At 72.6% G+C, this 19,263-nt stretch carries 17 protein-coding genes; 4 read left to right on the plus strand and 13 right to left on the minus strand.

Features of this window, described 5'->3' with window-relative positions; all coding sequences use genetic code 11:
* The first annotated feature begins 81 nt into the window (after positions 1–81).
* Positions 82–1,173 carry a 2-oxo acid dehydrogenase subunit E2 gene (locus MPTA5024_RS26405; RefSeq protein ID WP_198167407.1) on the plus strand — a complete coding sequence of 364 codons (1,092 nt, stop codon included), beginning with the start codon at positions 82–84 and terminating at the stop codon, positions 1,171–1,173.
* Positions 1,170–1,418 (plus strand): acyl carrier protein, encoded by a 249-nt coding sequence (locus MPTA5024_RS26410; RefSeq protein ID WP_036329658.1) that lies wholly within the window; start codon positions 1,170–1,172, stop codon positions 1,416–1,418. Before MPTA5024_RS26405 ends, MPTA5024_RS26410 begins: the two co-directional genes overlap by 4 nt.
* 11 nt (positions 1,419–1,429) lie before the next feature.
* Here MPTA5024_RS26410 and acsA read toward each other — a convergent pair whose 3' ends face one another.
* The gene (gene acsA, locus MPTA5024_RS26415; RefSeq protein ID WP_036329660.1) at positions 1,430–3,214 is read right to left on the minus strand and encodes an acetate--CoA ligase; all 1,785 of its coding nucleotides are present in this window, start codon (positions 3,212–3,214) and stop codon (positions 1,430–1,432) included.
* 45 nt (positions 3,215–3,259) lie between these two features.
* Positions 3,260–4,579: a phosphoribosyltransferase family protein gene (locus MPTA5024_RS26420; RefSeq protein WP_036330746.1), complete on the minus strand. Its 1,320-nt coding sequence runs from the start codon at positions 4,577–4,579 to the stop codon at positions 3,260–3,262.
* Between the two features lie 488 nt (positions 4,580–5,067).
* On the opposite strand from MPTA5024_RS26420, the gene MPTA5024_RS26425 reads away from it, so the two are divergent.
* Positions 5,068–5,931, plus strand: a complete 864-nt coding sequence (locus tag MPTA5024_RS26425) for a universal stress protein (protein ID WP_036329662.1) — start codon at positions 5,068–5,070, stop codon at positions 5,929–5,931.
* Positions 5,932–6,089: 158 nt separating this feature from the next.
* Here the strand turns inward: MPTA5024_RS26425 and MPTA5024_RS26430 are convergent, their stop codons facing one another.
* From MPTA5024_RS26430 to MPTA5024_RS26480, 11 genes are all read right to left on the minus strand, one after another.
* A complete protein-coding gene (locus tag MPTA5024_RS26430) occupies positions 6,090–6,809 on the minus strand; it encodes a hypothetical protein (protein ID WP_198167408.1) in 720 nt (239 codons plus the stop codon).
* Positions 6,810–7,362: 553 nt separating this feature from the next.
* On the minus strand, positions 7,363–8,823 hold the full coding sequence (locus tag MPTA5024_RS26435) for a bifunctional aminoglycoside phosphotransferase/ATP-binding protein (RefSeq protein ID WP_232326654.1): 1,461 nt from the start codon (positions 8,821–8,823) through the stop codon (positions 7,363–7,365).
* A gap of 127 nt (positions 8,824–8,950) precedes the next feature.
* Entirely contained in the window at positions 8,951–9,868 is a 918-nt protein-coding gene (locus MPTA5024_RS40060) for a V-type ATP synthase subunit D (RefSeq protein ID WP_084370029.1), read from the minus strand.
* Positions 9,865–11,238, minus strand: coding sequence for a V-type ATP synthase subunit B (locus MPTA5024_RS26445; protein ID WP_036329668.1), 1,374 nt, complete (start codon positions 11,236–11,238; stop codon positions 9,865–9,867). Before MPTA5024_RS26445 ends, MPTA5024_RS40060 begins: the two co-directional genes overlap by 4 nt.
* The gene (locus tag MPTA5024_RS26450; RefSeq protein WP_036329670.1) at positions 11,235–12,911 is read right to left on the minus strand and encodes a V-type ATP synthase subunit A; all 1,677 of its coding nucleotides are present in this window, start codon (positions 12,909–12,911) and stop codon (positions 11,235–11,237) included. The genes MPTA5024_RS26445 and MPTA5024_RS26450 overlap by 4 nt, the downstream gene beginning before the upstream one ends.
* Positions 12,899–13,411, minus strand: coding sequence for a V-type ATP synthase subunit E (locus MPTA5024_RS26455; protein ID WP_036329672.1), 513 nt, complete (start codon positions 13,409–13,411; stop codon positions 12,899–12,901). The genes MPTA5024_RS26450 and MPTA5024_RS26455 overlap by 13 nt, the downstream gene beginning before the upstream one ends.
* Positions 13,408–13,635 (minus strand): hypothetical protein, encoded by a 228-nt coding sequence (locus MPTA5024_RS26460; protein WP_036329674.1) that lies wholly within the window; start codon positions 13,633–13,635, stop codon positions 13,408–13,410. Before MPTA5024_RS26460 ends, MPTA5024_RS26455 begins: the two co-directional genes overlap by 4 nt.
* A gap of 6 nt (positions 13,636–13,641) precedes the next feature.
* Positions 13,642–13,998, minus strand: a complete 357-nt coding sequence (locus MPTA5024_RS26465; protein WP_051458706.1) for an ATP synthase subunit C — start codon at positions 13,996–13,998, stop codon at positions 13,642–13,644.
* Positions 13,962–15,275: a V-type ATPase 116kDa subunit family protein gene (locus MPTA5024_RS26470; protein ID WP_036330750.1), complete on the minus strand. Its 1,314-nt coding sequence runs from the start codon at positions 15,273–15,275 to the stop codon at positions 13,962–13,964. Before MPTA5024_RS26470 ends, MPTA5024_RS26465 begins: the two co-directional genes overlap by 37 nt.
* Complete coding sequence (locus MPTA5024_RS26475; protein WP_036329676.1) at positions 15,262–16,176, minus strand: hypothetical protein; 915 nt, start codon at positions 16,174–16,176, stop codon at positions 15,262–15,264. Before MPTA5024_RS26475 ends, MPTA5024_RS26470 begins: the two co-directional genes overlap by 14 nt.
* A complete protein-coding gene (locus tag MPTA5024_RS26480) occupies positions 16,173–16,607 on the minus strand; it encodes a hypothetical protein (RefSeq protein WP_036329678.1) in 435 nt (144 codons plus the stop codon). Before MPTA5024_RS26480 ends, MPTA5024_RS26475 begins: the two co-directional genes overlap by 4 nt.
* A gap of 221 nt (positions 16,608–16,828) precedes the next feature.
* Between MPTA5024_RS26480 and MPTA5024_RS26485 the strand changes: the two genes are divergently transcribed.
* The gene (locus MPTA5024_RS26485; RefSeq protein ID WP_036329680.1) at positions 16,829–19,237 is read left to right on the plus strand and encodes a glycoside hydrolase family 65 protein; all 2,409 of its coding nucleotides are present in this window, start codon (positions 16,829–16,831) and stop codon (positions 19,235–19,237) included.
* Positions 19,238–19,263 lie beyond the last annotated feature (26 nt).

Here is a 19,263-nt window from a genome sequence, read left to right on the forward strand (position 1 = left end):
GCCGAAGCCGTGTCTCCCGAGGCGGCGCCCTCCCCGCCCCAGGGGAGACGGGCGCGCCGGCGACGGCCGCCGCCGAGTCGCATGCCGGCGCCGGGTCCGCCGCCCGCCCAGCCGCCGGCCGCCACCCCCCTGGTACGGCATCTCGCCGGCCGGCGCGGAGTGGACGTCTCCCGGATACACGGGACGGGTCCGGGCGGGCGGGTGACTCGTGCGGACGTCGAACACGCGGTGCCCTTGTCGAAGGTCAGGGTCTCGCCGCTGGCCCGCAGGATCGCCGGGGAGCTCGGCGTCGACCTCTCCGGTGTCCGCGGCACGGGACTCGCCGGTGCGATCCGCGCCCAGGACGTGCGGAGGGAGGCCGGACGGGCCGCCGGAGCCCAGCCGCGCGAGGAAGCCGGACCCCGGCCGCGCGAGGAAGCCGGACCCCGGCCGCGCGAGGAGACGGAGCGGGCGGCCGCACGCCCGCCCGCGGCGGCGCGAGCCGTACCGAGCCCTGACCTGGAACGCCGGCGGGAGGCGATGCGCCAGGCGATAGCGAGAGCGATGGCCAAGTCGAAACGCGAGATCCCGCACTACTACCTGAGCACGACGGTGGACCTCGGCGGCGCGCTCGCCTGGCTGCGCGAGCGTAACCGGGATCTGCCCGTGTCACATCGGCTGCTCCCGGCAGCCCTGTTCCTCAAGGCGGCCGCCCGCGCCGCCGGCGAAGTGCCGCAGTTGAACGGCTTCTGGACCGACGACGCCTTCGTTCCCGGTGAGGCCGTGCATCTGGGGGTGGCGATCTCGCTGAAAGGCGGGGGCCTGATCGCTCCGGCCCTGCACGACGCGGCGCATCGCGAGATCGAGGATCTGATGAACGCGTTGAAGGACCTGGTCACCCGGGCGCGCACGGGCCGGCTGCGCGGCGCCGAGATGACCGAGGCGACCATCACCGTCACCAACCTCGGTGACCAGGGAGTCGAGGCCGTGCACGGAGTCATCTATCCGCCACAGGTCGCCCTGGTGGGCTTCGGAAAGATCCTCGACCGCCCGTGGGCCGTCGGGGGGCTGCTGGGTGTCCGGCCACTCGTGACCGTCACTCTGGCGGCCGACCACCGGGCGACCGACGGCTACACCGGCGGGCGATTCCTCACCATCGTCGACCGGCTGCTCAGCCGGCCGGAGACGCTGTGACGCCGCAGCGGGCTCAGGAGCTCATCGCCGCCGCGCTGAGCCAGGTGGCGCCGGACGCCGACCCGGCGGTGCTGCCGCGGGACGCCGACATCCGCGACGCGCTCGAACTGGACTCGCTCGACTTCCTCACCTTCGTGCAGACGCTGAGCGAATACAGCGGGTGCCGTATCGAGGAGGACGACTACCCGGCCTTCGCCACCATCGCCGGCGGAGCGGGCTTCCTCGCCGCACACGCCGGGCCGTGAGCGGCCGGCTGTCAGGGCACGGTACCGGCGTGGCGCTCGAGGGTTGAGACGTCGCCCTCCGGGAGGCCGGACTCCCTTGCCCTGAGCAGGCGGCGCATGACCTTGCCGCTGCGCGTGTGCGGGAGGTTCTGGTCGAAGGAGAGTTCCCGCGGCGCGACCGCGCCGAGACGGCGCCTGCCGAAAGCGATCAGCTCAAGCCGGAGCCTCTCGGTGGGTTCGAAGCCGGTGTTGAGCGTGACGAAGGCCTTCACCAGTTCGCCGGCCAGGGGGTCGGGTTTGCCGATCACGCCGGCCTCCGCCACCGCCGGGTGCTCCATCAGCACGCTTTCCACCTCGAACGGCCCGACGAGATGCCCGGCCGACTTGATCACGTCGTCGGACCTCGCGACGAACCAGAAGTAGCCGTCCTCGTCCCTTCGGACGATGTCACCGGTCAGGTACCACCCCCCGGCGAACGCCTGACGGTACCGCTCCGGGTCACCGAGGTACGCGCGGAACATCGACGGCCAGCCGGGGCGGAGCGCGAGCTCCCCCTCGACGCCGGGCTCGTCCATCTCCCGTACCCGGCCGTCGACGACGCGGGCCCGCCCGTCCGCGCCCCTTTCCAGCACCGCCGCCTCGACCCCGGGAAGCGGACGCCCCATGGACCCCGGCTTGATGTCCGTCGCGGCGAGGTTGCCGATCATGATGGCGCCGGTCTCCGTCTGCCACCAGTTGTCGTGGATCGGCAGGCCGAGCGCACGCGGCCCCCACACGACCGCCTCCGCGTTCAGCGGCTCCCCCACGCTGGCGACGAATCGCAGCCGGGACAGGTCGTACTCGCCCGGAAGGGCGTCGCCGTGCCGCATCAGCATCCGCAACGCCGTTGGGGCGGTGTACCAGACGGTGACCTGCTGATCCTGGAGAACCCGGCACCAGCGCCGCGAGTCGAACTCACCCGCGTCCGTCACGAGAGTGGCCCCCAGGCTGAGCGGCGCGATCACGCCGTACGACATGCCGGTGACCCAGCCGGGGTCGGCGGTGCACCAGAAGACGTCGGAGGAGCGCAGGTCAAGAGCGTAGACGGCGGTGACGTGGTGCGCGAGCACGGCCTCGTGCACGTGCACGGCGCCCTTCGGGGTGCCGGTCGTCCCACTGGTGAAATGGAGCAGCGCCATGTCCTCGGGATCCGTCGGGTGGATCACGAACTCCGCCGACGCGCCTGCCGTCAACTCCCGCAGGGACAGGGCGCCCGCGGGCGGAGGAGCGTCGCCGGTGACCAGCACGTGCTTCAGGCCCGGCAGCGACTCCCGGATCGGGGCGACCTTCCGGGAGTAGAGCTCCGGGGTGGTCACCAGGACGCGCCCGTCGCCGAGACGCAGCCGCTCGCGGATCGGTTCCGGGCCGAAGGCGGAGAACAAGGGGCACAGCACGCTCAGGTTCTTCAGCGTCCCCAGCACGGCGACATAGAGATCAGGCACCCTGCCGAGCAGCGTGAACACCCGTTCGCCCTTGCCCACCCCACTGCCGCGAAGCACGTTGGCGAAGCGGTTGGTGGCGAGGCGGAGATCCTCGTAGGTCATCTCGGTGACCGTGTCGTCCCTGCCGACGCACCGCAGCGCCACGTGATCGCGCCGCGCGGTGTCCACATGGCGGTCCACGGCCTCGTAGGCGATGTTCAGCCCCCGGCCCTCCGGCAGGCCGGACAGCGCGCGCCGCGCCGCCTGCCAGGAGAAGCCCCGCCGCTCACGCTCGTAGTCCGTCAGATTGGCCCGCGCCACCTCCTGTCCGGTTTTCCGGATGGGTTCCCAGATCATCGCGATCTCCCCCCCTCGCGCCGAGCCGCCGCTCCGGCACGGCGTTCATCCGGCAGGCCGCGCGAAGTGGCCGGTGAACCAGTCGCAGGCGAGGTCGGCGACTCTCTCGAGCGCTCCGGGCTCCTCGAACAGGTGCGTCGCGCCGGGGACGACCTGGAGTGAGCTCTCGCAGCGCAACCGCTCCTGAGCCGCCCTGTTGAGGCCGAGCACCACGTCGTCGCGGCCACCCACGATCAGCAGGGTCGGGGCGCGGACCGCAGCGAGGCGCGGCTCGGCCAGATCCGGCCGGCCGCCGCGGGACACGACGGCGGCGATCTCGATGCCGGGTTCCGCGGCCGCCCACAGCGCGGCCGCGGCTCCGGTGCTGGCGCCGAAACAGCCCACGGGCAGCCCCGCCGCCGGCGGCTGGCCGCGCAGCCAGCCGATTACGCGAACGAGCCTTCCGGCCAGCAGTCCGATGTCGAACACGTTGCCGCGGTCGATCTCCTCCTGGGCGGTGAGCAGATCGAACAGCAGCGTCCCCAAACCCGCGTGGTTGAGCACGGTCGCGACGTACCGGTTGCGCGGACTGTGCCGGCTGCTGCCGCTGCCGTGGACGAACACCACGACACCGGCCGCCCTCGCAGGGACGACCAGCCGGCCGGCCAGCCGGACCAGCCCGGCGTCGACCTCGACCTCCTCGATGAACGTGGCCGGGTTCGATCCCGCCGTGACGCCGTCATGCCCGCGCCGGGACGCGGCCCGCCGCAGCAACTCCATGACCTGCCCGTCCGTCGTCTGGGAGAAATCGCGATACCAGAGGCCGATCGCGTAGAAGTGGTCGGGCATCTCCAGACAGACCACCTCATCGGCCTCCACACCGAGGCTGTCGACCGTCTTCCGCGCTCCCACGGGCACGGCCAGCACCACCCGGGACGCGCCCCGCGCGCGTGCGACCTGGCAGGCGGCACGAGCCGTTCCCCCGGTGGCTATCCCGTCATCCACCACGATCACCGTGCGGCCCGCCAGATCGACCGGCGGGCGGTCGCCGCGGAACCGGCGCGCCCGGCGCTCGACCTCGGCCCGTTCACGCTCCTCCACAGCGGACATCTCGGTCTCCCCAAGGTTCGCCAGCCGTACGATCTCGCGGTTGACGACGCTCACCCCGCCTTCGCCGACGGCGCCGAACCCCAGTTCCGGCTGGTACGGCACCCCGAGCTTGCGCACCACGATCACGTCCAGCGGCGCCCCGAGGGCCTCGGCCACCTCGTACGCCACCGGCACGCCGCCCCTGGGCAGCCCCAGGACGACCGCGTCCCCGGTCCCGGCCCGCCCGCGCATCTCCTCGGCGAGGCGCACCCCCGCGTCGTGGCGATCAAGGAACATGACGCCCACCCCCTGGACGCTCCTGTTGGGCCACCGCACGCCCCCGAGTGACCCCTCCCCTTGGCACAGGGACCGAGTGTCCTGCGCCCATCCGTACCCACTTTCCAGGGGAAACAGCCGAGACGCGGCCCCGGCGCGCCCACCGGGGCTGAAGGGCAGCACCGGAACGACCGCCACGCCCCCGATCCGAAGGGGTGATCCGCGGCCCGATGCTGCCGCGCGCCAGGCTTCGTCTACTTCCCGCCGTTCCAGGGCATCCTGGGCACCGCCCCGCCCCGTCCCGCCGACCTGCTCCTCCTGCTCCCCTACCCGTTCATCGTCTGGGGAGCGGACGAACTACGCCGGGGCCCTCATCCGTCGCCATGCCGCCCGACGGGGTGTGCCCTGACGCGCCCGCAGCCTCGCGATGAGTGCACGCGTGGCACCGGAGGGCACAACAGCCATAAGAGCACCATCGCCCGATCCGATCGACTTGTGAGGTGGCGGCCATGGCAGAGCCGATCGTCGTCGGCGTCGACGGATCGACATCCTCGCTCCAGGCCGCGGCCTGGGCCGGGGATGAGGCCTCTCTCCGCGGCGCCCCGCTGCGGATCGTGTACGCCGCGCTCCGCTGGCCGTACCACGTGCCTCTGGTCCCGCAACCCGCGAGCTGGGACGCCGACGCCGAGGCCGCGGTGGACGACATGCTTCACCAGGCGATCATCCGAGCGCGAGCGGGCATGCCATACCTGGAGGTCTCCACTCAGATCGTCCAGGGCGCGACCGGGGAGGCACTGGTCGCCGCCGCTGAGGACGCCCAACTGCTGGTCGTGGGGAACCGCGGCCGGGGCGGTTTCGCCGAGCTGCTGCTGGGCTCGGTGAGCCGCTACGTCACGGCCCGGGCTCCCTGCCCGGTGGCCGTCGTCCGGCAGGCCGCCGACGGCGTCCGCGGTGAGATCACCGTCGGCGTCACCGGACATCCCGACCAGGAATCCGTCCTGGACTTCGCCTTCCGCGAGGCCGCTCTGCGGCACGCCACCCTGCGCGCCGTTCACGCCTGGACCCATCCGGCCGCGGCGGCACCCGGGGGCACGCACCCGGTCGTCCACGCCGACGTGGAGAGTGTCGGGGCGGAGGAGGCACGCCTGCTCGCGGAGAGCATCGCGGGCCGGCGGGAGGACTTCCCCGACGTGGCGCTCACGCAGCGCGTGGTGTGCGCGCACCCGGCGAAGGCCCTGATCCAGGCCTCGGCCGAGACCGACCTGGTCATCGTCGGCGCGCGCACCGGGGCGGCCGCTCTCCTGGGCCTGGGAGCCACTGCCCACGCCGTCCTCCACCACTCGCGCGCACCCGTGATCGTGGTCCGCCACTGACTGTCCCGAACCGGGAACCGCCGCCAAGCGAGAAGCAAGGGGACTGGTTTGGGCTCATCTCCGGATACAGGAGCGCGCCCGCGTCCTCGACAGTCCATCCCTCCACAGTTCCACGACCGGCACCATGAGCGGTTTCCAGGAGGGCAGGTGAAGAAATCTCACTGGCCGGGAGCATCCTTCTGCCAGGTGAAGGTGATGTGGCGGTCCGCCTTGGAGGAAAGGTCGAAAATCGAGTACATCGAGGTGTGCACACCGAACGCTTTCGCCTTCTTCAGAACCAGGAACCAGCCCTTCATCTCGTCAGGAGTGCCATTCGGAATATGAACAGTCCGCACATGTTCGTCATCTTTGACCCAAGCGCCATACCTAGGCCCCACCTCTTGACCCGACGAGTTGTAGACCTCGGCGGCCTTCCACCACCTTATGTTGCCGCCGGGACACTCCGTGATCATTGTGACGGTGAGGTAGCCGGCCAGCCCGGGTTCTTCAGTCAGCTGAATGAGGTCGCCGTCACCACCGGGCATGGAGGGAAACATATTCCAGCCAACGGCCCACGCCGTCTTGAGCAACTCGAACAGCAGCCAGACCAGACCCCCAATTGCGACGGCTACACCCATGATCGCAAAGCCCTCTGATACGCACCACCCGTTGTCACTATCCCATCGGGCCACGCCAGGCGGCACATCGGAACATGGATCGGCGGCCGCATCGGCCATGAGCCTCCTTGCCTCCGCCCATTCCCGTTGCCGGGCAACGATGCGCTCAAGGTCCGCAGGCATGAGTCCGGCGGTCTCCCACTCCCGCTCAGTGTTTGCGAGAGCGTGCTGTGCGCCATGCACGTCAGGAGAAGCTCCTTCTTCCCGGGATACTTCATGCATGGCGACACCTCTCATATGAAGGATTCGTCAACTAGCTTTCTGATCCCGATGCGCCACAGGCTGGAACCCGAACTCAGCCTTTGGATGCCAACGGCACCACATTGATCTTCAGGCTGAGGCTTTGCAGACTCACGCTTAAAGCACGTATAGCGCGAGGCTCGTTGGAGGTCAAGGGAGGGCTTTGTAGCCACTCATTGGACGCCTCAGGCGTGGATAAGCGACAGGCGCGTGACCCGCGTCGTTCACACGAGAATGAGATGACAACCGGTCGCCACAGCGCAGGAGTTCTACTTCGCGCCCGGGAGGTCGGGCCAGTGCCGTCCAGGACCGCCGAGGTGATCCAGCTCGGAGCCGGTGAGGCGGAAACCCTCCAGGAAAGTCGGCAGCCCTCCAGTCCGGGCGTGGCGAGGTAGCCGCGGTCCGGCGGCAGCTTCCGGACGAACAAACTGATGGTCGCCGTGACGTTCATGCCGCGGCGAACGCAACCCGCGACCATACGGCGCTCGTACAGCCGGTGAGCAGTCCGCTGGACGTGCTGTCCCCCTTGACGGGGTCAGCCCGGTTCCATCCGGGGGCGCCGGAACCGCCGGGCCGTTCCGGCGTGGCGGGCATGGATCACCGCGAGCGCCTGCTCCAGTGCCCCTTCCGGGGACGCCCCGGTGTCGACCCGCGTCGCGTCGGGCCACGGCGCGGCCTTCGCGGTCATGACAGCGGCGACCGCCTGGTCGGCGTCGGATATCGACACTCCGCTCGTACGTCGCGCGAGGCGCTCGGCGATGACGGACGGCGGCGCGGAGCAGCGCAGCGCTATGAGGTCACTGGAGGTGCGCCGGGCCAGCTGTTCGGCGGCGGCGCGGTGTGCGGCGTCCGTCCACGAGGCGTCGATGATGACCGGCTCGCCGTGGCCGAGGAGCCTTTCGGCTCTGGACAGCAGCTCGGCGTAGGTCCGCTCGGTCAGGTCCGCGCAGTAGATGCCTTCGCCGAAGGGGGCGGGCGCGGGTTGCCGGGGCGGGATGCCGGCGAGCTCCTTGCGGACGCGGTCGCTGCGCAGCAGCGTGTAACCGAGCCGGTCGGCGATGGCGGCACCCAGGGTCGACTTGCCGGTCGCCGGCGTCCCGCCGACGAGAACCAGGGTGATCGCGCCCGCCTGCAGGTGGTGGAGCGTCAACTCTGCCAGGCGATGCGCCTCCCGCGCGCAGCCGAATTCTCCCTGGCCGTGGCGGAGGCAGGCGACCTTGGTGCGGACGAAGGCGCGGTAGGCGACGTAGTGATGCCACAGCGACGGCGAGGCGGGATCGCCGGAGAACTCGGCGTAGTAGTGCAGGAACAGCTCGGCGAGCCGCGGGGCTTCCAGGCGCTCCAGGTCCATGGCGAGGAACGCCGCGTCGTCGAGGCCGTCGAGGAAGCGGAGCCGGTCGTCGAACTCCAGGCAGTCGAGGATCTGCGGCCCGCTGTCCAGGCAGAAGATGTCGTCGGCGAGCAGGTCGCCGTGTCCGTCCACGATGCGGCAATCGGCGACGCGACCGGCGAAGAGGGGTTCGCGGCCGTCGATGAAGCGCAGCGTGAGCCGTTCGATCTCGCCGAGGATCCCGGCGCCGAGGACGGGGTCGGGAAGTGCCCGGACCTCGTTGAAGCTCGCGACCCAGCGGGAGCGCAGCGCCTTCCCGCTCCCCTGCTCGTCGATCCGCGGAGTGTGCGGGGATCGGGTGTGCATGCTCGCGACCATCCGGGCCACCTGGCGAAGGGGCGCCTCCACGGGTTCGCCGGCGCGGACCATCGCGGACAGGCGGCATTCGTCGGGCATGCGCCGCATCACGACGAGGTGCTCGCAGACCTGCCCGTCCGGCCCGACGAGGTCGGCCACCCCCTCGTAGACGTCCGGCGCCAGCCTGCGGTTGAGCCGCACCTCCTCGTGACAGACCTTCCTCCGGGCCTCCAGCGTGGTGAAGTCCAAGAAGCCCAGGTCCACCGGCTTCTTCAGCTTGAAAGCGCGATCCCCCAGGAGGATCACCACGCCTGCGTGCGTCTCCTTGACCTGTGCCCACGGCCTCATCTGTAGCGCCCCCGCCCCTGAAGCCCTTCACCGGAGTGCTGAATGCATGTCCCCGCTGCTCAGCGTCGAATACGCCGGACGAAGGGGCTCACTGACCCTCGCGCCGGCTTTCGTGACGGTGCTCGATGTGCGCGTCCGGCCCGGGGAAGACGAGAGTCTCGTGCCTCTCCTCGTCGAGCCAGTGCACCGTGTAGGGAGGCGACCCCTCAGGATTGTGCAGGGCCGTGATGATGCCGATGCGGTGCGGCGCGTCCCCGTGGCGCTCGACCACCAGCCGATCCCCTACTGCCGCTTTCATGGTGGACCCCCGACCTTCCCGATACGTCCCGGGCGACGGCTGAGGCCGTTCCCGCTCGTCGTTCCCCGTCACCCACGAATGCGTCGGTGGCGAGGGTGACGTACCCCGGTTGCCGACGGCCCTACGCACCCGGGCGCCGTCGGCCCGCTCCAGCTCGTCGAGCGACAGCTCGACGGCGGCCAGCGCCGCCTCGAGACGAGGAAGGACGTGATCGCGGAGCGCGTGGATCCGGCGGCCGGTCGCCGTCTCCTGCGCGCTCACGATCCGCTCGGCCTCCCTGGCGGCGGCGTACTCGACGGCGGCGCGCAGCGCGGCGCGGCAGGCGTCCACGGCCGGTGCCAGCGCGGCGGTGAGCGGAAGCGGCGCGGACTCGTCCGGTTCCGGCGGCAGGAAAGCGGTCCGGCCCGGGTAGCTCATCCCCATGGCGTCGACCCGTTCCACCCGGACCTCGGCCGGACGGCCGCCGTCGGCGAGCCGGAACGCACGCTGACCGCCGAGCATCGCGACGCGTCGCGTCCAGGTGTCCGCGGCCCGGCACGCCGCCTCCCACTCCTCCCCGGCACGTGCGGCACGGACCATCAGGCGATCACGCTCCCTCCGGAGGATGCGGAGCTTGCGATCGAGGACGGCGAGACCCCGCCGGAGGACGTCCAGGCGGTGGCGCAGCCACAGCCGTCCGGCTCTGCCGGGAGGGACTCGGAGCGTCACGTCTCCTCCCGGTAGCCGGCGTCGAGGGCCTCCGGAGGCAGCATGGACAGCTCCTGCCTGGGCAGTACGGAGACCACCCGCCAGGCCCGGTCGAAGGTCTCCTCCAGCGGGCGGGACTCGTCACGCCGCTGGGCCAGCAGCCGCCGTCCGAACGCGTCGGCCGCGGCGAGGTACCGGCGGTCGAGGTCGCTGAGCGCGCCTTCCCCGACCATCTCGGCCAGTTCCGCGGCCTGGCGGGCGCGGGACAGGGCGGCCAGGATCTGCGCCGCCAGATCCATGTGCTCCGGCCGCGTCCGGCCCTGCCCCACTCCCGCCCGCATCATCCGGGACAGCGAGGACAGCGGGTCGATGTGCGGATAGACGGGAGCGTCCCGGGTCAGGACGATCTGCCCTTCGGTGATGTACCCGGTGAGATCAGGCACGGGATGGGTGATGTCCCCCGCCGGCATGCTGAGCACCGGCAGGACGGTGACGGAGCCGGGACGGCCCCGTACCCGCCCGCACCGCTCGTACAGGGAGGCGAGATCGCTGTAGAGGTAGCCCGGGTACGCCCGCCGGGCCGGGATCTCTCCACGGGCCGCGGACACCTCGCGCAGCGCCTCGCAGTAGCTCGTCATGTCGGCCAGCACCACCAGGACGTGACGTCCCAGCGTGAAAGCGAGGTGTTCGGCGACGGTCAGCGCGATCCGGGGGGTGAGCACGCGCTCGACCACCGGATCGCCGGCGAGATTCAGCAGGAGCGTCAGCTCGCCGGCCGCGGAGCGTTCCTCCAGGGTGTCCCGTACGGTCGCCGCGTCGGCGTGGGTCAGGCCGACCGCGGCGAAGACGACGCTGAACGGGGCGCCGCCGGTGCCCGCCTGGGCGGCGATCTGGGCGGCCAGCTCCAGGTGGGGCAGCCCCCCGACGGAGAACACGGCGATCTTCTGGCCGCGGACCAGCGTGGTCAGCAGGTCGATCGCGGAGACCCCCGTCAGCACGGGCTCGGAGGGCGGCTCGCGCAGGGTCGGATTGAGGGGGAAGCCGGTGACGGGCACGTCGGTCGCGCCGAAGACCGGGGGGCCTCCGTCGAGCGGCCGCCCGCGTCCGTCGCAGACCCGGCCCTGCCAGCCCGGCCCGACCGGGATCCGCATGGGATGGCCCGCGAAGGTCACCCGCGTCCCCTCGGCCCGGATTCCCGAGGTCCCTTCGAACACCTGGACGACGGCCAGATCGCGGTCCACCTCCAGGACGAGACCGTTCCTGCGCTCTCCGGACTCCAGCTCGATCGAGGCGTACTCGTCCCAGCCGACGCCCTCCGCGCCGCGAACCACGATCAGGGGGCCGCGCAGCTCCGCCACGTCGGTGTGGTCCACCGGGGCCCAGGCGGTCACCTCGACGTCTCCAGACCGTTCAGCACCGCGTCCCGCCGCGCCACGATCTCTTCGTCGGGCATCTCCCTGGCCCGCAGGACCGGAGTGAAGTCCTGCCGCTCGACCCGCGCGACCGGCACCCGTTGTTCGACGAGGCTCCGGCAGCGGTCGACGACGGCGAGCAACGCGTCGGCGATCGAGGCGGTGCGCTCGGGCCGGCAGAAGGCGTCGCGCGGGCTGAGCGCGCTCTGCCGCAGGAATCCCTCGCGGATCAGGCGTCCGCCGAGCAGGACGACGCGCTCGTGGGCGGGGAGCGCTCCGGTTCCGACCAGCTCGGCCAGCGCGGTCAGGCGATCGGCCTCCCGCAGGAGGGCGCCGACGCGGGCACGTCGCTCCGCGCCGCCGGGGATCCCCGCCATCGCGGCGTCCGCGTCGCGCGCGAAGGACCCGGCCCAGGACACCGCGGGATAGTGGCGCGCGTAGGCCAGATCGCGGTCGAGCGCCCACAGGGAGCGGACGAACCGCTGGGTGTGCGTGGTGACCGGTTCCGTCATGTCGCCTCCTGGAGGGGAGACCGCGCCGATGATCGTCACCGACCCGACGGCGCCCCCGAGCGTGGTGACGCGTCCCGCCCTCTCGTAGAAGGCCGCGAGAGCGGAGGCGAGGTCGGCCGGGTAGCCCTCCTCCGCCGGCAGCGCACCGCTGCGGGAGCCGAGCTCCCGCAGCGCCTCCGCCCACCGTGAGGTCGAGTCCGCGATGACCACGGCGTCGTAGCCCATGTCACGGAAGTGCTCGGCGACCGTGACGCCGGTGTACACACTGGCCTCGCGGGCCATCATCGGCATGTTCGAGGTGTTCGCGATAACCACGGTGCGGTCGGCGAGGCGGCCGCCGGTGCGCGGGTCAGTCAACCGGCCGAGCTCGGCGACGACGTCGGCCATCTCGTTGCCGCGCTCCCCGCAGCCGACGTACACCACCACGTCCGCGTCGCACCACTTCGCGATCTGCTGGAGAAGGACGGTCTTGCCGGTGCCGAAGCCGCCGGGGACGGCCACGGTTCCGCCCAGGGTGACCGGGAACAGCAGGTCGATGACCCGCTGGCCGGTCGTGAGGGGCGTGATCGTGTCGAGGCGCGCGGAGTACGGCAGGGCCCGCCGCACCGGCTGCTCGCGTTCCATCGTGACCTGCGCGCCGCCGATGACCGCGACCGTGGCCCCGGCCGGGCAGAGACCGGCTCCCCTTATCGACGTGACCTCGCCACCGGGCGAAAGCAGCAGGTAGGGCGGTGCGGCTCCGCTCTCGACGCACCCGACGGCCGTGCCCCGCGCCGCCGTGCGTCCCTCCTCCACGAGGGGGCGGAACCGCCATGAGCGGGCGGCGTGGGCGCGTGGGGGCGCGGCGGGATCCAGCCACATCCCTCCACCGCTGAGGGGGCGGAGCAGCCCGTCGAACACCCCGCCGAGCAGGTGGGGTCCCAGCCGGGCGGACAGCGGCACGCCCCGGCGCTCCGCCGGGTGGCCGGGGGCCAGCCCGCCGGTGTGCTCGTAGGCCTGGACGGTCGCCCGTTCACCCCGCAGGGAGACGATCTCACCGGGCAGGCGGCGGTGTCCGAGGCCGACCATCTCGAACATCGCCGCGCCGGCCAGCCCCTCGACCTCGACCAGAGGGCCGTTGACCCTTGTCACGGTGCCCACAGCCGTTCCACCTCCGCTCCCAGCCGGTCGACGGCGCGAGCGGCGAGCGCGTCGAGGGAGCAGTCGACCCGGCGGCCTCGTCCCTCGGCCACGACGCCACCGTCGGGGTGCTCCCGCACCACCAGGTCGTCGCCGCCCGACTCGCGGGCCAGTTCTCCCAGCCGTTTGACCAATCGGGGGTAGCAGGGGTCGTCCCGAAGCCCCCGGACCGCCGTCAGCGCACGTCCGCGCAGCTCCTCCAGGGCCTCCCGCCGGGCGGCCAGTTCCACCCCGCGGGCCTGCCGGCGGGCCCGGGCGCGTACGGCTGCCGCCTGCGCCCTCGCCTCCGCCAGGCCGTGCGCCCGGGCGTCGGCGATCATCTCCTGCGCCGTAAGCCGTGCGGCGTCGATCGTCCGGGCGGCGTCGCGCCCGGCCTCGGCGAGAATCTCGTCCGCCTCCCGCCGCGCCTGCCGGAGAAGGGCGTCGGCCACCGGCGCCAGCGCGTTCCGGATCTCGGTCATGCCGGCATCACCACCGTCAGCGGCCCGCCGGCCGCGTCCCCGGGAGCCGCGTCCACGATGAAGCCGGCCGCCCGCGGGGTGAGGACCACCACGAGCACGTCCGGTCCGAGGCTCCGCCATGCCTCGCGGACCGCCTCCGCGTCCTCGGCCGGAAGAACGAGAGCGCCCGCCGGGCCGAAACCGGCCACGCGCACGACCTCCCCGATGACCGCCACGGTGCCCACGGCCGGTCACGCCCGTTGGATGAGGATGACGCCGACGACGAGCCCGTAGATCGCGATGCCCTCGGCCAGGCCGACGATGACGATGGCCCGGCCGAACAGTTCGGGGCGTTCGCTCATCGCGGCGAGTGCGGCCGCGCCCGTGTACGCGACCGCGAACCCCGCGCCGATCGCCGAGCCTGCCACGGCGATAGCGGCGCCGAGCAGCGCCGTTCCGCTCGGCGCCGCCGCGGCCTGCGCGTGCGCGGGCCCCCCGGCGTCCGCCGCCGTGGCGCCGATGGTGAGAGCCGAGACGAGAACGGTGAGGGCGGCGAGCGCGATCAGGGTGTTCACGGCGTACAGGCCTCGTCGGATCCAGACGGACATGACCTTGCCTCCCTGGATGTCGGTGGAAGGTGCCAGGGACGGAACGGGCGCCCCTCGGCCTGGAAGAGCCGGGAGAACAGCTCGTAGTACTCCAGGCGCAGGGCCTGGACGGCGACCACGAGCCCCTCGATCGTGAGCGCGAGCGCGTTGCCCACGATGAAGATCAGCGCCGCGGCGGCGGGCCTGGCCGGCCACAGCGTGGCGGCGCCCGTCCAGACGAGGGCGCCGATGGCCGCGTGGGTGAGGCCGAACGCGGCCAGCCGGGCGAACGACACGAGGTTCGCGCCCAGCCGTACGACCACGTCGAAGAGCCGCATGGCCGCCTGGGCGGTCGCGCCCGCGCCGCCGCCCGCCTCGGCCAGGAAACCGGCGAAGGCCAGCGCGAGCCCCGCGGCCGCGACCAGGCCGCCGGTCACGGTGAGGACGTCCAGCCCGGCATACCACCCGGCGAGCACCAGCCCGGATCCGGCGAACACGGCCGCGCCGGCGATCCCCGCCGGCGAGTAGAGCGCGACCGGCCAGCCTCCTTCGCGCCACCGGTTGACGACGCCGAGCAGATGGGCGGCGCCGAGCAGCAGGGCGCCCATCCCGAGGGCGGCGAGCAGGAGCCGTCCGGGCTGCGCGAGCGGCTCCAGCCAGAACACGGGGACGACTCCCGTCGGCCCGAAGAACTCCCCGTAGAGCAGGCCGAAGCACACGCTCGTCAGTCCCGCGCCGACGACGAACGGCCAGGCCCGGCGATACCGGGCCAGCCGCTCCGGACGCCCGTGACGCAGCCCCGCCCCGGCGCCGAGCAGCAGCAGCCCGTGCCCGGCGTCGCCGAACATCATGCCGAACATCACCACGTAGGCGGCGGCTGCGAGCGGGGTGGGGTCGACATCCCGGTACGGCACGATCCCGTACGTAGCGACGAGGGAGGACATGGACCCGCGAAGCCCGCCCGATCTCAGCAGGGACGGCGCCTCGACGCCCCGTGGCCTGGAGATCGGGACGACCGCCCCGCCGTGAGGCGCCAGCCGGGCCGACAGCTCCGCGACCTGAGCCGCGGGCATCCAGCCGGCCAGCGCCGCGACGTCGTCGCGGACCACGGCCGACTCCGACACGGCCTCCAGCGGCGCGTCCGGCGCAGTGGACAGTTCGACCGCTCCCGCCTCGCCCACCAGTGCCAGCACGCCGGCAGCGGAGCGCGCGGGCGCGACGATCGCGACCCGCTCCATCCGCACGGGCCGCAGGGCCTCACGCCAGGTCGTCCGATGAGACCGGTCAGTCGAGCGCATCGCCGGCACCTCCACGCGCCGCGAGTTCCAACGCGGCGCGCACGCGCCGGGCATCGGCGGCGAGCACGGCGAGGGCCCCCACCACGGGGTCCGCCGAGAAGCCGGATCCGGCCAGCAGGGCGTGGCCGTCGTCCTCCACCCGATTCCACCAGCGCCGCTCGGCGGTCCACAACGACGCGGGATCGCCGACGTCCCGCAGAGCCCAGCGGGCGCTCGGCGGCAGGCGTCGCGACATGTCCGCGATCGACGTCGCCGCCGCGGCGCCGGCCCCCAGCAGGGACCGGCAGCGGCCACGCGCCCCGGCCGGGAGCTCACGGCCCTGGGCGAACCGTTCACGGGCCACGAGCAGCGCCGTCGCACCCCTCACCCACACCCGGGCGGGGGGCGGAAGGGCGTCGGCGAGGCGCGCCGCCCAGGCCAGGCGCATGCCCAGCTGGATGTCGCGCCGGGTGGAACCGCCGGGATCGCCCCAGGGAGAGGCGATCAGGGTCGCCCGGACCTCTGCCCGCGACGCGCAGTTCCGCAACCGCGGCCACGCCGTGTGCAGGGAGCCGAGAACCAACTCGGGATCGCAAGGGCGACCGGCGAAACGGCACATCAACTCGTCCACATTGGCGATCTCGAACCACCGCGCCAGGACGCGGACCATCTGCGCCCCCTCGGTGGGGAGCCAGCCGGCGAGAACGCGCAGGTGCCACAGGAGAGTGGCGAGAACGGCCCATTGGGCCGCGGGCAGGCTCTGGCCGGGCCGCACATCGTGCCCGTAGGAGGTTCGTGCCAGGGCGGCGACGGCCTCGGCCGCCGAGCCGCAGGAGGCGAGCTCCCGGGCCCGCCGGAGCCCGAGCCCGCGGCGTACCAGGGCCCGCGCCCGGGTCGAGCCGGACACCCACGCGGCGGTCACGGCACCTCACCGGCCAGCGACCGCACCTCCGCCACGACGCGTGCGACCATCCCCGGCATGCGGCCGGCGGCGTGTCGCCGGACGTCCGCGGCCGTGCGCGCGGCCTCCCGCAGCAGAGCCTCGCTCTCCTCGTCGGCCTCTCGCCGTACGGCGGCGGCGGCTGCCGCCCGCTCCGCCTCCGCTTCCCGCCGTGCGGCGGAGACGATGGCGGCCGCCCGGACGCGGGCGCGGGCACGCGTCTCCTCCGCGTCGTGCCCCGCGCGAAGCCGCTCGGCGGCGCACCTCGACCGCACCTCTTCGAGCGCCGAGAAGACCGCCTCCAGTTCGGCGGCCCGGTCTGACGCGTAGTCGGCCGGGACCGCGATCGGCGCGGCGGCGCCCGGAACCCCCCCTGGGCGGAACCGTTCGAGGAAGTCGCGTAACCGCGCCATCGCTCACCCCCATTGGAGGTGATGCCCCGCTTCGGCCCCCGGCTTGCAGATCGCCGAGCCTGAAAGTCGCGTCCGCCGGCCGGGAGTCCGAGCATGCGGACCGGTGCCGTAATCGCGAGATGGGACTCTCTTTGCCGAGGCCGGCGACGCTTCCGGGTACTCCCACGGTGCGGCGGGCGGTGCCCGTCGCACCGTGCCGCACGGGCCCGGAGGGAGCGGCGGTGGATCCGTGGTCGCTGGTGTACGAGGGGTTCGATCCCGAGCGAGAGGGACTGCGAGAGGCGCTGTGCACGCTCGGCAACGGCCGCTTCGCCACACGGGGAGCGGCGCCCGAGGCCGTCGCCGACGGGGTCCACTACCCGGGCACGTACGTCGCGGGCTGTTACGACCGGCTCACCTCGAAGGTCGCCGGTCAGGAACTGACCAATGAGGACATGGTCAACCTGCCGAACTGGCTGCCCCTGACCTTCGCGACGCCCGGCTCCGAGTGGTTCCTCGCCGGCACGGCCGGCCTGCTCCGGTACCGGCAGGAGCTGGACATGCGCCACGGCGTCCTGCACCGGCTGATCCGCTACCGGGACGCCGAGGGCCGCATCACGTCGGTCCGGCAGCGCCGCCTGGTCTCCATGGCCGACCCCTACCTGGCCGCCCTGGAGACGACGTTCACCGCCGAGAACTGGTCCGGTCCGCTCCGCGTGCGCTCCGCCCTCGACGGGCGCGTGACCAACGAAGGGGTTGCCCGGTACCGCGACCTGCGCGGCGACCACCTGACACGCCACGCGACCGGGACCCGGGGAGACCTGACCTGGCTCCGCGCCCGGACGCGCTCGTCGGGCGTCGAGATCGTGCTGGCCGCGCGCCTCGACGTCTCCCCGGACGTCGCGGAGCCGCCCGAGCTCGAGCGGCACGACGACCTCATCGCGGAGACGCGGACGCTGGGGCTCGAACGCGGCCGTCCGGCCGGGATCAACAAGATCGTCGCGCTCACCACGTCGCGCGATCTCGCCATCGCCGACGCGTCCTCGGCGGCGTCACGCCGGGCCGAGCTCGCGCCGGGCTTCGCCGAGCTGCTGGAGCGGCACGAGATCGCCTGGCACGACCTGTGGGAAAGAGCCCGCCTGGAGGTGACGGGCGCGCGCATCCAGCGGGACGTCCGCCTGAACACCTTCCACGTGCTGCAGACGCTGTCGCCGCACACCGCCGACCTCGACGTGGGCGTGCCGGCGCGAGGCCTGCACGGTGAGGCGTACCGCGGGCACGTGTTCTGGGACGAGCTCTTCGTGCTTCCCTGGCTGACCCTGCGGTTCCCGGAGATCGCCCGCGGGGTGCTGCGGTACCGTCTGCGGCGGCTGCCGGAGGCCCGCGCCGCCGCCCGCGCCGCGGGCCTGTGCGGTGCGATGTTCCCCTGGCAGAGCGGCAGCGACGGGCGAGACGAGACCCAGCGGTTCCACCTCAACCCCCGCTCAGGGCGTTGGACACCCGACCATTCGCATCTCCAGCGCCACGTCGGGCTGGCGATCGCCTACAACGCGTGGCAGCACTACGCCGTCACCGGAGACATGGAGTTCCTGGCCGGGACGGGTGTTCGTCTGCTGGTCGAGATCGCCCGTTTCTTCGCCTCGCTGGCACGTCTCAACCCCGCGTCGGGCCGCTACGAGATCCAGGGGGTGATGGGGCCGGACGAGTACCACGACGCCTATCCCGGCGCGCCGGCTCCCGGCCTGGACAACAACGCCTACACCAACATCATGACCGTCTGGCTGCTGTTGCGCACCCGTGAGGCGCTCGACCTGGTGCCGCGGCGCGCGCGGGAGGATCTGTGCCGCGGTCTCGGCCTGACGGATGTGGAGACCGAGCGCTGGGAGGAGATCGCCCGGCGCATGCGCGTGGACTTCCACGACGAGGTCATCAGCCAGTTCACCGGCTACGAGCGCCTGGCGGAGCTGGACTGGAGCCGTTATCGGCACGTCCGGCGGCTGGACCGGGCGCTGGAGGCCGAGGATGACAGTCCCAACCGTTACCAGGTGTCCAAGCAGGCCGACGTGCTCATGCTGTTCTACCTGCTCACAGCCCGGGAGCTCAGGCGGATCCTGGACCGGCTGGGCTACCCGCCCCCGCCGGGCGTGATCCGCCGCACCGTCCGCCACTACCTCTCCCGCACCTGCCACGGCTCGACGCTGAGCGCCGTGGTGCACGCCTGGGTGCTCGCCCGCACGGACCGGGCGGGATCATGGCAGTTCTTCACCGAGACGCTCACCGGCGACCTCACCGACGTCCAGGGAGGGACCACCGCCGAAGGCATCCACCTGGGCGCCATGGCCGGCACGCTGGACCTGGTCCAGCGCTGCTACCTCGATCTGGAGGCCAGGCCCGACGGCCTGCATCTGAACCCGGTGCTCCCCCAGCACCTCACGACGCTGTCGCTCTGCGTCCGCTACCGGGACGCGGAACTCTGCATCGACGCCGATCCCACCAGGGTGCGGATCACCCGGGCCGACGACGGTCCGCCCGCGCTGGACGTCGCCGTGCACGGGCACCACGCCCGGCTCCGGCGCGGCGACAGCCACGTGTTCCCCCTGCCCGAACGACGGGCCGAGGGTGAGCCGCCGGGACCGGGGGTCCCACCATGAGGAGAGGAGGACTCCGGGGACGGCTA

Origin of the sequence: Microbispora sp. ATCC PTA-5024, from assembly GCF_000511135.2 — a bacterium.
Taxonomy (GTDB): domain Bacteria; phylum Actinomycetota; class Actinomycetes; order Streptosporangiales; family Streptosporangiaceae; genus Microbispora; species Microbispora corallina.